This window comes from Pseudoalteromonas sp. SG44-8 (genome assembly GCF_014164125.1).
In the GTDB taxonomy this organism is placed as follows: Bacteria; Pseudomonadota; Gammaproteobacteria; order Enterobacterales; family Alteromonadaceae; genus Pseudoalteromonas; species Pseudoalteromonas rhizosphaerae.
Genome location: NZ_JACJEQ010000006.1, coordinates 55,101 through 68,355, shown reverse-complemented (window position 1 = coordinate 68,355; position 13,255 = coordinate 55,101). Strand labels below are relative to the sequence as shown.

At 38.9% G+C, this 13,255-nt stretch carries 11 protein-coding genes; 10 read left to right on the top strand and 1 reads right to left on the bottom strand.

The window, feature by feature from the left end; genetic code table 11:
• Positions 1-16: 16 nt before the first annotated feature.
• From H5163_RS07060 to H5163_RS07040, 5 genes are all read left to right on the top strand, one after another.
• Positions 17-547: a cell division protein ZapC domain-containing protein gene (locus H5163_RS07060; RefSeq protein ID WP_145233823.1), complete on the top strand. Its 531-nt coding sequence runs from the start codon at positions 17-19 to the stop codon at positions 545-547.
• An 89-nt stretch (positions 548-636) separates the two neighbouring features.
• Entirely contained in the window at positions 637-2,754 is a 2,118-nt protein-coding gene (rlmKL, locus tag H5163_RS07055; RefSeq protein ID WP_182730951.1) for a bifunctional 23S rRNA (guanine(2069)-N(7))-methyltransferase RlmK/23S rRNA (guanine(2445)-N(2))-methyltransferase RlmL, read from the top strand.
• Positions 2,747-2,983: a glutaredoxin family protein gene (locus tag H5163_RS07050; protein ID WP_182730950.1), complete on the top strand. Its 237-nt coding sequence runs from the start codon at positions 2,747-2,749 to the stop codon at positions 2,981-2,983. Before rlmKL ends, H5163_RS07050 begins: the two co-directional genes overlap by 8 nt.
• A 15-nt stretch (positions 2,984-2,998) precedes the next feature.
• Entirely contained in the window at positions 2,999-4,918 is a 1,920-nt protein-coding gene (locus H5163_RS07045; RefSeq protein WP_145233830.1) for an ABC transporter ATP-binding protein, read from the top strand.
• Between the two features lie 11 nt (positions 4,919-4,929).
• Positions 4,930-6,663, top strand: a complete 1,734-nt coding sequence (locus tag H5163_RS07040; protein WP_145233833.1) for a DUF3466 family protein — start codon at positions 4,930-4,932, stop codon at positions 6,661-6,663.
• A 108-nt stretch (positions 6,664-6,771) separates the two neighbouring features.
• Here the strand turns inward: H5163_RS07040 and H5163_RS07035 are convergent, their stop codons facing one another.
• Positions 6,772-7,281, bottom strand: a complete 510-nt coding sequence (locus H5163_RS07035) for a DUF2062 domain-containing protein (RefSeq protein ID WP_145233835.1) — start codon at positions 7,279-7,281, stop codon at positions 6,772-6,774.
• 225 nt (positions 7,282-7,506) lie between these two features.
• Between H5163_RS07035 and H5163_RS07030 the strand changes: the two genes are divergently transcribed.
• From H5163_RS07030 to kdsB, 5 genes are read left to right on the top strand one after another with little or no spacing between them, the layout of a single operon-like run.
• On the top strand, positions 7,507-9,540 hold the full coding sequence (locus tag H5163_RS07030) for a DNA internalization-related competence protein ComEC/Rec2 (RefSeq protein WP_310736641.1): 2,034 nt from the start codon (positions 7,507-7,509) through the stop codon (positions 9,538-9,540).
• Between the two features lie 58 nt (positions 9,541-9,598).
• A complete protein-coding gene (gene msbA, locus H5163_RS07025) occupies positions 9,599-11,344 on the top strand; it encodes a lipid A export permease/ATP-binding protein MsbA (protein ID WP_145233839.1) in 1,746 nt (581 codons plus the stop codon).
• On the top strand, positions 11,341-12,321 hold the full coding sequence (gene lpxK / locus H5163_RS07020; protein ID WP_182734759.1) for a tetraacyldisaccharide 4'-kinase: 981 nt from the start codon (positions 11,341-11,343) through the stop codon (positions 12,319-12,321). The genes msbA and lpxK overlap by 4 nt, the downstream gene beginning before the upstream one ends.
• Complete coding sequence (locus H5163_RS07015; RefSeq protein WP_145233843.1) at positions 12,311-12,508, top strand: Trm112 family protein; 198 nt, start codon at positions 12,311-12,313, stop codon at positions 12,506-12,508. Before lpxK ends, H5163_RS07015 begins: the two co-directional genes overlap by 11 nt.
• Positions 12,496-13,254: a 3-deoxy-manno-octulosonate cytidylyltransferase gene (gene kdsB, locus H5163_RS07010; protein ID WP_145233845.1), complete on the top strand. Its 759-nt coding sequence runs from the start codon at positions 12,496-12,498 to the stop codon at positions 13,252-13,254. Before H5163_RS07015 ends, kdsB begins: the two co-directional genes overlap by 13 nt.
• The last annotated feature ends 1 nt before the right edge of the window (position 13,255 follow it).

The following is a 13,255-nucleotide window of genomic DNA, read 5'->3' as shown; positions in this document are numbered from 1 at the left end:
GGGGCGTAGGGAACGCATGTTACAAGCATCAAAGCAGTGGAAATGGATTGCTTGTCCAGTAAGAAATCGTTTATTGATCGATTTAGATCAAGATATGCAGCTGTGCACGCCTTATAAACTACGTCAACTCACCGATGCTATTTTAACCCAACCTAACTTTAGTTTAGAAGATGCCGCCTTTTATCAGCAGGTTTACCAATATCTTGCTGGATTTAATCTATGGAATGGCGCACAGCTATGTCAAATTGCGCTCAATGCGACAGCAGCTAAATTTTATTTAAAGCCAATGCTGGCAAAAAGTTGGTTTTTCGAACCCTACAAAGGCAATGAGCCCAGTATAGAAGCAGTTATAAAATTGCAAACTAGCGAACAAAGTGGTGAGTTTTTGATTGTTGACCACTGTAAAGAAGCCTCTTTATGCATTTGTCTATCTGAGCATTTTAAGCTTGATGAAAACTTAAGTCTTAATCAATTTGAAGCTATTCGTATACTTAACAATCGTGTCCATCCAATTTATAACCACGCACAAAACAGTAAAACAGCCTAGCATATTTTTTATAGTTCCTTTGTTTATCGCGTGTTTGTCGCCCAACCTATGTTATAATCCCGCGCAATTAGCTATTAAGGGTTATTACTTTGCATTTTATCGCACTTACTTCTATCGGAATCGAAAATTTATTGGTTGATGAACTTACTGACATTGGCGCTACGGTGACCAAACAAACAGTCGGTTCTGTGCGTTTTGACGCCGACACTACATTAGCACAAAAGGTCTGTTTAATGAGCCGCTTCGCGACACGAGTGCTGATGTTGATCGAAGAGAAAGAGGGCGTAAATAATAAAGAAAGCCTTTACAATTTTGCTCGCTCACAGCCTTGGCAGGAATGGTTTGGTCCAACGCAAACTTTTGCAGTCGACTTTAATGGTACCAACGACTCACTTAAAAATACCCAGTTCTCAGGTTTAGTGATCAAAGATGCGATTGTTGATTATTTTAATGATTTATTTGAACAGCGGCCAAACGTTGATAAACAAGATGCCAATGTACGCGTTGTTGCGCGTTTATCGCGTCAAGGTGTGGCCATGTATATCGATTATTCAGGGCCGCGTTTATCTGAACGTGGTTACCGAGAAGGTCAAGGTAAGGCACCTATTAAAGAGCATTTAGCGGCAGCACTGATCAAACGCAGTGGTTGGCTTGAGAATGTTCAACAGCCGCTATTTGATCCCTGCTGTGGTGCTGGCACTATTTTGATTGAAGCTGCTGGCATGGCGCGTAATGAAGCGCCGGGTTTATTCCGTGAGGGATTTGCATTTGAGCGCTTACCAAGTTTCCGTATTGCTAAATACAAAGAGTTAAAAGAGCAGCTTACAGCACAAATTACAGATCCTAAATTATGGCTTATTGGTCATGACAATGACGCTAATGTACTAAGCAAAGCAGTAGATAATGCTCGTAGAGCTGATCTAGGTGATGTGATCAAGTTTAAACAAAGCGATGCAACTAAGCTTACCTCAGTGGCAAAATTACCAGGTGTGGTTATTTCAAATTTACCATATGGTGAACGTATTGGTTCGATGGCTGAGTTGGTAAGTTTACACAGTGCTTTAGGTACAGGCTTTAAAAAACATTTTAATAACTGGAAACTTGCCCTACTAGGCATGGATGAGAGTTTATTTAAATTATTAAAGCTGGTGAAACTCAAGCGTTATAAATTTAAAAATGGTCCACTTGATGTGGTACTTAATTTATATCAACTTGATGACAAACAAGTCAGCCAAACAACTGAAGATAAGCCTGCATTGAACTTTGAAGGTTCAATGTCGTTTGCTAATCGGGTTAAAAAGAATAAGCAAGGCTTGAAAAATTGGCTCAAACAAAATGATGTGCAGGCCTATCGTGTCTACGATGCTGACATTCCTGAATACAATGTAGCCGTTGATATTTATGGTGATTCAGCGGTAATATTTGAGTACGCTGCGCCGAAAGAAATTGACGATGTAACAGCGCATAAACGTTTACAAGACGTGATTTCGTTAACCTCACAGCAGCTCAATATCGCACCTGGAAATATTGCTGTAAAAGTACGTAAAAAGCAAAAAGGTGAAGAGCAATACACACCAATGGCTAAGCAAAATCGTACTCAAGTAGTTGAGGAGTTTGGCGCGAAGTTTAAAGTCAATTTATTTGATTACTTAGATACTGGCTTGTTTTTAGACCACCGTCTTGCTCGTCGTTATATCCAAGAAAATGCCAAAGATAAACGCTTCTTGAATTTATTTGCCTACACAGGGACAGCCTCTGTACATGCAGCTCTGGGTGGCGCTAAAGCGATAACCACGGTTGATCTATCGAAAACCTATTTAAAATGGGGCCAAGATAACTTTGACCTGAACAATATCAGTAATACCCGTTATCGTTTTGAACAGGCTGATTGTTTGAAGTGGCTTGAGCATGCCACAAGCCAATACGATTTGATCTTTTTAGATCCGCCAACGTTTTCAAATTCAAAACGCATGAAAGATGCTTTTGATGTACAAAATGATCATATTAAATTACTGACATGGGTTAAAAAAATTCTCAGTCCATCTGGCACGTTGATTTTCTCGAATAATATGCGTGGCTTCACAATGGATGAAGTGGGCTTGATTGGCTTAGGCTTAAAAGCTGTTAATATTTCAGAGCAGACGATTTCTCCTGACTTTAAACGCAATAAAAAAATACATAATAGCTGGTTGATAACCCATGGCTAAGTGGATTTTGTATCATACCGATGGCTGTCATTTATGTGAGCAAGCGCAGGGCTTGATCACGCCGTTGTTGGGTGATGATCTGTTACAGCTTGTTGATATTATGAGTGATGAAGAATTAATTACAGAATATCAGACCAGTATACCCGTTTTAAAAAGCGATCAAGGCCCGCAATTATTTTGGCCTTTCACTGCGCAAGATGTGCGTCAGTTTTTTACGCAAACAGAATAAGAGTAAACAGATAGTATGGATTTAATTAGAATTTCTAAAGCTCAACTCGCGTATGGTACGCATCCACTGTTAGACAACGCTGATGCCGTCATCGAAACTGGTGAGCGTGTGTGTGTGGTTGGTCGTAATGGTGCGGGTAAATCAACGTTACTAAAAGTCCTTGATGGCCAAGTTATTTTAGATGATGGTGAAATAAATCAGTTAGGTAGTATTAAAATATCTCGTCTAGAGCAAGATCCACCAAAAGGAGCTAGTGGCTCGGTGTTTGATTATGTTGCTCAAGGTATGCCTGAGATTGCAAATTTATTAATTGATTTTCATCACGTCAGCACTGAGTTACAAACTGACTGCACAGATAAACTACTTAATAAACTTGAACGTTTATCAAATCAACTCGAAGCTGCAGATGGTTGGCGTTTTGATAGTAGAATTCAACTTGTATTAACACAGTTAGAATTAGCACCAGAAGCCAAACTTGAATCACTTTCTGGTGGCTGGTTACGCAAAGTTGCCCTTGCACGGGCACTTGTCAGTGAGCCGGATTTATTATTACTTGATGAGCCTACTAACCATTTAGATATGGAAAGTGTAATGTGGCTTGAACAATTCTTAAAAGAGTTTAAAGGCGGTATTGTCTTTATTTCTCACGACCGTGCGTTTATTCGTGCAGTGGCGACGCGGATCTTAGACTTAGATCGCGGTAAGCTGATTTCATACCCTGGCGATTATGCTACTTATTTAGAGCAAAAAGCCCATGATTTAAAAGTAGAAGAAACGCAAAACGCATTATTTGACAAACGCTTAGCAGAAGAAGAAACGTGGATCCGCCAAGGTGTAAAAGCACGTCGAACGCGTAATGAAGGCCGTGTCCGCGAGCTTAAACAGCTACGTAATGAACGCAAACAGCGTGTTGATCAAGTGGGTAAAACTGACTTCAATATTGAAACGGCAGACCGTTCAGGAAAATTAGTATTTGAAGCTAAACATCTAAATCATGCATTTAATAAAGACAAAGTAATTGCCAATGACTTCTCTACATTAGTTATGCGTGGCGATCGTATTGGCTTAGTTGGCCCTAATGGTATTGGTAAGACGACTTTATTAAAACTGCTATTTGGTGATATTGAAGCTGATGCAGGGATTGTAAAGCAAGGGGTGAACTTAGAGTTTGCTTACTTTGATCAATACCGCCAAAAGCTTGATGAAGAAGCCACCGTACAAGATAACGTTGCCGAAGGTAAGCAAGAAGTAATGATGGGCGGACGCTCACGTCATGTACTCGGTTATTTACAAGACTTTTTATTCCCGCCTGCGCGTGCTCGTACACCGGTTAAAGCACTCTCTGGCGGTGAAAAAAATCGCTTATTATTAGCTAAACTATTTTTAAAACCATCAAATATTCTTGTGCTTGATGAGCCGACCAATGATTTAGATATAGAAACCCTCGAGCTGTTAGAGGATATTATTAATCAGTATCAGGGAACCGTGTTAATTGTAAGCCATGACCGTGAGTTTATTGATAATACCTGTACCAGTGTTTGGGCATTTGAAGGTAATGGGGTAATTACAGATATTGTCGGTGGTTACAGTGATTATGAAGCCTATGCTAATTATTTATCACAGGAACAAAAAAAACAGCTAACTACACCTGCTAAAAAAGAAGCAGTCGTTGCACCAGCTCCTGTGGCTAAAGCAGATAACAAAAGTAATAAACTCTCTTACAAATTAAAACTTGAATTAGAACAATTACCCAGTAAGCTGGAACAACTTGAACAAGCATTAGAAGCGCAGCAAGTTGTGGTTAATGACGCTGATTTCTTTAAACAAGATGCCAGTGCGACAACCAAAGAATTGAACCATTTAGCACAACTTGAGTCTGACCTTGAAGCCGCTCTGGAGCGCTGGGAAGAACTTGAAGATTTAAAGAATCAGTAGTAAGGATTAAAATGAAATATAAATTACTCGCGGCTAGTATTCTAGCTACGATGAGTACATCAGCAATCAGTGCAACATATCAGTTGACAGAGCTGAGTTCTTTAGACGAAGCCAAGCATAATTACGTAAAAGATGTCAGCGAAAGCGGCTATATTATCGGGCAGTCTAACGGCTTATATAACTTACCCATAGATGTGAGTTACATCGATTTTACGGATAACTTAATTAAAAATGCATATAGCAACCAAGAAAACTACTTTGAGTTAATTGATAAAGAAATTACCTTTACCTTAGATGATATTGAAAACAATAATGCAGCGGCGACTAACCCAGACGCACATAGTTTTATGCTTTCATTTTTATCAGCACAAGCTAACAACCCAGAATATCAAAAATTGGCTAATATCATCGGTTACAATATTTTGGACGGTATAGCGCAAGAACAAGTTCTTTTTGATGTTGCATCAGTTGATTATGATGGCCTAACACGATCAGTTAGCAATAACTATAATGCAGTAGCAGAAGACGGTATTACGGTAGGTTGGGGCAGTGCGCCTTATGAAAAAACCAGTTTTCTTCCTGATGGTGAAACTGAAGAAGAAACACAATTTGTGCGTGATTTTATCTCCCGTGGCGTTGTTATATCACCATCCGGTTTAAATGTGCCATTAGTGCCAGAATATGCTGAACATGGCGGCTTAAGTTCAGCCAACGGTATAGTTAAAACCAACACAGGATATATTGTAGTCGGGCAAGTATCAACGGGGATCCCAGTTGATAGACAAGAAAATATTGATGATAACTGTGATGGTGAAGATGAACCTGTCAGTGTTTGTATTGAAAATTTGCATAGAAGTACATCATCACGACTGTTTGATAGCCGTGCTATTAAGTGGACACTTGATACAAACTTAAATATTACTAAAACTGAACCGCTTGGTTTAGGCCTTACGCCAGAAGAGGATGACGGGTTTGCATTTATAAGTAATGCACTCGCTGTTAATAGTAATGGCATTGTTGCTGGTTACTCTGACATTCGTGATAATGATAGATCGTCAACAATCAGAGCATTACCTGTTTATTACAAAGACGGTAACGTTGTTGAAATCCTCAATCAAGAAGATGATTGGACTGGTGGTAAGTCAGTAGCCATTAATGAAAATAACATTATTGTTGGCTATGGTATAAAAAGAATTGAAGGCGCTGATCGTCTTAAGTTTTTCTATCATGATATTGCCAGCAGCAGTACTGTATTCCCAAAAGATTTCTTTAATAGTTCTACTTCAGTTGCCAATGATATTAATGATAATGGTTATATTGTTGGTGAAGGTGAAACTGACGTATTTAATGTTGGTGCGCGTCGCCGAGAAGGTTTCCTGTACAAGATTGGTGAAGATGCGATTACAAACATAAATGATTTACTGCCTTGCTATGAAGCAGACGGTGAAACTCGTTATGGTTATGTCGTTGCAGAAGCGAAAGTGATTAACAATAAAAATGAAATTTTTGGTGTTGCTACTAAAACAGTAGAAAAAACTGATTCATTAGGTGGTATTGTTCGTGATATTAATGGTGAGATAGAATACGAAAGTATTGCCGTGCCAGTGAAGTTATCTCCTATTAATGGGACTATTGATAGCTGCTCTGATCCTGAAACTGACACATATGAGCGTCAATCGTCTAGTTTCCCTTGGTATACGTTATTATTACTTCCTCTAGTTGGTCTACGTCGTATATTTCGTTAGTTTTTGAAATTATTACTGGGTGATCCAGCTAACGGTCACTTAGTATTGAAAAAAAACCCTGCTTTGCTAAGCAGGGTTTTTTTTGTCTATACTTTAAATTAGAAACAGTTATTTTTTATGACGATTTAACCATGCTTTACGCACTGAACGACGCCATAGTAAATCAACACCGAAGTAGCCTATTACTGATGCGATACAAGCACTGATCAAAGAGCCAACTAAAAAAGCAGGGCCAATAGTTGTTAAGCTTTCCATAAACCATTGCCAACTTGGTTGAAATGCAAAATGTTGTTCCGGCTGTCCTAACACTAATGTGCCAATTAAATACGAACAATAAAAGATAGGTGGCATGGTTAGCGGATTAGTGATCCAAACTACTGCGACAGAAATAGGAAGATTTACTCGTAACGGAATTGCCAATGCAGCAGCAAGCACCATCTGAAAAGGAACCGGAATGAAAGCAAAGAATAAACCGACGGAAAATGCCCCACGAGCTGAACGACGATTTAAATGCCATAGATTGGCATCGTGGAGTAAACGACCAAAAATTTTTAAATATTTATGATGTTTAACTTTATTGTGATCGGGTAAAAACCGTTGGATCGTTTTTTTAGCCATTTAAAGCAACCATTTACATCTGTTTGGTTAAGCGTTGGGTTTGTCGTTGGTTGTATTATAACCGTTTTTTATTATCAGACCCTTGTATTTACAGTTTTCGCGTTATCTCTGTTAATTGCGAGTCTCTATTTTAAGCCGTTTTACAGTGTATTGTTAGGTTTTATTTGTGGAATTTTGTGTGTATGGGTACATTTTACCAGCTTCTACGCAATTTCCAGCTTGGCTTTGGATGAAAATAAACCATATCTAAGTAATATTACGATTGTTGAGGTTATTTCTCAGCGTGATCACTATTATTTAAAAGTTCGGCTCAATAAGATAGATAATCAACCTCTATCAAATATTAAGCCTCCTTTTGCATTGCTGACTTTTAATAACGACCAGTTACTTAAGGTGGGTGATCATGTTAAAACGTGGCTTGAATTAGAAAAATATCGCAGCCAAAAAAATTATGATGTGTTTGATAAAGAGCGTTACGCATTTAGTGAGCGACTATTTTTTAAAGGCAAGCAAGTTGGTAGTATTATCGAAATCTCTAATAACTATGAAGCTGACCTAATTGAAAAATACCGTAATTTTATCAAACACACCTACCAACATAACTCGCTAAATTGGCTGTATTATCCGCTACTGACTGGCGACCGCAGTGCTATGAGTTTTTCACAAAAGCAAGAATTACAACAATTTGGTATTAGCCATTTATTAGCCATTTCTGGATTACATATTGGCTTGATGTTTAGTATCGGTTTTTTTATAACCCGCTACTTAATAAGTTTTTTTATTTTTGTGGTTAAACCAACAGTACAGCAGATCAATTTGTCGCTTATTTATAGTTTAGGTGGATTTGTGCTTGCTTTTAGTTATGTGTACTTAAGTGCTTTTATCGTATCGGCAACTCGCGCTTTGATCATGTTAGGATGTTATTTAGTTATTTATTACTTTGCTAAACAGGCACTGCGCTGGCGATTTATCTTGTTTGCATTAGTATGTGTATTGCTCATCGACCCATTTAGTTTACTTAATCCAGGACTTTATTTTTCATTCACTGCGGTAGCAATTATCTTTTGGGTTTTTAGTGTCATAACCATAACCAGCTCCGGCTTTTTAGCCATCATAAAAACACTCATTACCCTACAGTTTGCTTTGTTTATTGGTTTATTACCGCTATCGCTTTATTATTTCAATGGGGTCAGCGTAATTGGCTTAGTTGTTAATTTAGTGGCTATCCCATTACTTGGTTTTATTATCATGCCTTGCTTAGTATTATTTTCCGCAATCAGTGTATTTATTGATATTAGCGGGTTGATTAGTGTGTTTGATTCATTATTACAGCATATTTATCAGCTCTTATTGTTGATCCCACAGAATTTTCGTTGGTTTGATACCACAAATTTTAGCCAGCAATTGCTTGTTAGTAGCTATATTGCAGCAATAATTGTGTGTTTTTTGCCCTGGCGTTTGTTGGCATGCATACCATTACTACTGGTTGTACTCGATCACTATTTACTGACCAAACCGCGCTGGCAGCTTAATGTATTCGATGTGGGTCATGGCACCATGGTGTTAGTCAGTAATCAAGACAAAGGTTTTATTTATGATCTTGGCCCAATTTATTTTAATACATTTACGCGGGTCAATAGCACCTTAATACCCTATTTAAAAAGAAACGGTATTGATGTTGAAGTTTCGCTTATTAGCCACATGGATAAAGACCATGCCGGAGGGCTTACCCATTGGTTAGAGCATGGTTACCAGCATACTTTTAAATTGCTACAACCAACTGGCCCAGAGCAAGTTTGCAGAGCGGGCGAATATAGTTTTTATGACTTAATCATTACCGTGAGCGAGCCGGCACAGCATTTAATAACTGACAATGATAACTCTTGTGTAGTGCATATCAGTGATGGCAGGTTCAGTGTTTTGCTTCCTGGTGATATTTCAACAAAAAGAGAAGCACAACTAATCCAGCAGCAAGGTGTGCTTAAAAGTACGGTATTATTGAGTCCTCACCATGGTAGTAATACCTCATCAAGTGATGCATTTATTCATGCGGTTGCTCCTGAGGTTGTTATTCATTCAACGGCATATAAAGGGCAGTGGCAATTTCCACGTACAGAAGTTTTAGCACGTTATGCTAAGCAGCACGCTTTACAATATACAACAGCTGAAAAAGGGCAGGTTAAAATTGAGTTTTATCAACATCACTACACAGTAAACCTAGCTCGTGAAGATGAAAGTTATTGGTTTCTAAAAGATTGAGTTTAGTTTTGTGCAACTGGAGGCTACAATAGCCACAGATTATGAATAAGAGAGTACTATGGACCAAACTACATCACAAATTTATAAGCGTTTATTGACGTATGTGGGGGATTATAAAAGCGTTGCCATTTTTGCTGTGATTGGCATGATTGGCTACTCAGCTATGGATGCTTTATTTATCCAACTAATGAAGCCATTTATAGATCAGGGCTTAAATCAACGCAACGCTGAAGTATTAAAATACGCACCATTTGTTGTCATCGCGTTAGTGTTTGGCCGGGGTATTTTTAACTATATCTCGTCTTATTGTTTAAGTTATGTGGGTTCACAAGTTGTCCGCTCGTTACGTCAGCAATTATTTGAGCATATTTTACATTTACCCGTTGCCTTTCATGATCAAAATTCAACTGGGGATTTAATTTCAAAAATAACGTTCGATACCGAGCAAGTGCAGCAAGCGATCACCAAAGCAATGCTTATAGTAGTCAGAGAAGGCGCATTTGTGGTGTTTTTACTGGCTGTTATGTTTTATACAAGTTGGAAGCTGTCATTAATCTTTTTGATCATAATCCCCCTGGTGGCAGTTATTGTTTCCGTTGTATCAAAACGTTTTCGTCTTATCTCTAAAAATATTCAATCGGCAATGGGGCAAGTTACCCGTAGCTCAGAGCAAATGCTCAGTGGCCATAAAGTGATTCATGGCTTTGGCGGTCAACAGCAAGAAATAACCCAATTTGCAAAAATTAATAATCATAATCGTCAGCAGCGTATCAAAATGGATGCCACTAAAGCACTTAGTGTGTCTGTGATTCAAATTTTGGCTGCAAGTGCAATGGCAGTTATTCTCTGGGTGGTTTCTATGCCATCAATGATTGATACAGTGAGCTCTGGGGATTTTGTGGTGCTTATTTCATCGATGATGATGTTATTACGCCCTTTAAAGCAATTAGCTAATGTAAATAGCGATTTACAGCGTGGCATATCCGCAGCGCAAAGCATTTTTTTAGTGCTTGACCAAGAGGCCGAAAAAGACGTTGGTACAATTAGTGTAGATAAAGTAAAAGGTATGATTGAAGTTAAAAATGTCACCTTTAATTACCCAACGAAAGCAGAAGCTGTATTAAAAAACTTATCGCTCACTATAAAAGCGGGCGAGAGTATTGCGTTAGTTGGGCGTTCAGGTTCTGGTAAATCAACTATTTCAAACTTATTACCACGTTATTATGACTTACAACCGCCAAGCGAGATTTTACTCGATGGCGTGCCACTGGCGGATTATAAGTTAACAGATTTACGTCGCCAATTTGCTCTAGTATCACAGCAAGTAGTGTTGTTTAATGACACCATTGCCAATAACATCAGTTATGGTATTGCACGTCCACTTAGTGATGACGAGGTCTTGAATGTGGCAAAACAAGCACATGTGTGGGAGTTTGTGAAAGATTTACCCGACGGTCTAAATACCATGGTCGGTGAAAATGGCGTTATGTTATCTGGCGGGCAACGCCAGCGTATAGCGATTGCAAGAGCAATCTTAAAAGATGCACCAATTTTGATTTTAGATGAAGCAACTTCTGCATTAGATACAGAGTCTGAAAAACTGATCCAGCAAGCTTTAGAAGCATTAATGAAAAATAAAACCTCTATTGTGATTGCTCACCGATTATCAACAATAGAACAAAGCGACCACATCTATGTTATTGATAATGGTCAAGTGATAGAAAGTGGTGATCACATCAGCTTACTGGCTAATGATGGCACGTATGCAGCGCTTTGCAAGATGCAATTTGGTGAGCACGGGTGAGTAAATTAGAACAAAGCTGGTATCGAGGTATAAGCTTTCTTACCGTATTACTTTTACCACTGAGTGGATTATTTTGGTTTATAAGTAATCTGCGTAAATTAGCGTATGCGCTAGGTTTATTGAAGGCATATCAAAGCCCTGTGCCAGTTATCGTGGTAGGTAATATTAGCGTCGGTGGTAACGGGAAAACTCCCTTTGTGATCTGGCTTGCGGATTACCTACAGCAGCGTGGCTTAAGGGTTGGCATTATTAGTCGAGGCTATGGCGGCAACAGTGATAGCTATCCACTCACTGTGACTGAGCATACTGATACGACTCAGGCAGGTGATGAGCCGGTACTTATTCAACGCAGGCTTGACTGCCCTGTAGTTGTAGGCCCAGATCGACAAGCTAATATAAAGCAATTAATTGCGCAACATCAGCTTGATGTGATTATTTCCGATGATGGTATGCAACATTATAAAATGGCCAGAACAATAGAGTGCTGTATTGTTGATAGTCAACGACGTTTTGGCAATGGCTTGTTAATGCCTGCGGGGCCACTGAGAGAAACACAAAAACGTTTAAAATCAGTTGATTTGGTTATTGAAAATGGGGGGAATGCCATGTTTAATTATCAGCTAAGAAGTGCTGATTTAGTAAATGTTGCCACTAATATAGCCACTAAAGTCCCGCTTTTGAGAGGTCACGCAGTGAGCGCCATTGGTAATCCACAACGTTTTGAAAATAGCTTACGTCAACAAGGCATTACATTGCTAAGTTGTCATCATTTTCGAGATCATTATGGTTATACAGCACAAGATTTCATAAAATTTAATGATGAAATAGTGTTTATGACGGAGAAAGATGCGGTAAAATGTCACTCATTTGCAAAACCAACGTGGTATTTTTTACCTGTTGACGCAGAGCCATCCCCTGCGGTGGTATCTAAACTTAACTTATTACTGAGAGAAAAAGGGATCCTAGATGGCCTTTGATACAAAATTACTTGAAATAATTGCTTGCCCAGTGTGTAAAGGCAAATTACGTTTAGACAAAGAAAACAGTGAATTGATCAGCACAGCTGCAAAACTTGCTTACCCTATTCGAGATGATATTCCTGTATTACTAGAAAATGAAGCGCGTGAATTGAGCTTAGAAGAGATTGAAAAGTGGAATTCGTAGTCGTTATTCCAGCGCGCTTTGCATCGAGTCGTCTACCAGGTAAACCCCTTGCTGATATTTGTGGCAAACCTATGATTCAACATGTTTATGAAAAGGCGATGGCGTCAGGGGCTAGTAAGGTCGTAATAGCCACCGATCATCAACAGGTTTTTGATGTTGTCAAAGGCTTTACTAATAATGTCTTAATGACTCGAGATGATCATCAGTCAGGCACTGAACGGCTAGCTGAAGTTGTTGATTTATTATCACTTAATAACGATATTATTGTAGTGAATGTGCAAGGTGATGAGCCTTTATTAGCCGCTGAAAATGTCTCGCAAGTTGCAGCTTTACTTGCTAATTCAAGTGCGCCAATGGCGACCTTGAGTGCCGCCATTGAGAATGTCGATGAGATCTTTAATCCCAATGCAGTTAAAGTCGTCAGCGATGTAAATAAAAATGCACTGTACTTTTCTCGTGCCAGCATTCCCTATGATCGTAGTCATATGTACACTGGTGAGAATAACGGATTAGACACACAAGATTTTCAACGTCATGTGGGTATTTATGCATACCGCGCTGGTTTTATTAAACAATACATCTCACTGACGCCATCCCCATTAGAGCAACTTGAATCTCTTGAGCAATTACGTGTTTTATATCATGGCTATAAAATAAAAATAGAACAGGCAAAAATAACACCCCAAGCAGGGGTTGATACGCCTGATGATTTAGCGCGTGTAATTGCTATACTGCAAAGTCATTAAG

Bases quoted from the DNA above. Each gene is read 5' to 3' on its own strand.
- H5163_RS07045 (WP_145233830.1), top strand. From the start codon at position 2,999: ATGGATTTAATTAGAATTTCTAAAGCTCAACTCGCGTATGGTACGCAT.
- H5163_RS07050 (WP_182730950.1), top strand. From the start codon at position 2,747: ATGGCTAAGTGGATTTTGTATCATACCGATGGCTGTCATTTATGTGAG.
- H5163_RS07035 (WP_145233835.1), bottom strand. From the start codon at position 7,281: ATGGCTAAAAAAACGATCCAACGGTTTTTACCCGATCACAATAAAGTT.
- H5163_RS07015 (WP_145233843.1), top strand. From the start codon at position 12,311: ATGGCCTTTGATACAAAATTACTTGAAATAATTGCTTGCCCAGTGTGT.
- msbA (WP_145233839.1), top strand. From the start codon at position 9,599: ATGGACCAAACTACATCACAAATTTATAAGCGTTTATTGACGTATGTG.
- H5163_RS07060 (WP_145233823.1), top strand. From the start codon at position 17: ATGTTACAAGCATCAAAGCAGTGGAAATGGATTGCTTGTCCAGTAAGA.
- H5163_RS07040 (WP_145233833.1), top strand. From the start codon at position 4,930: ATGAAATATAAATTACTCGCGGCTAGTATTCTAGCTACGATGAGTACA.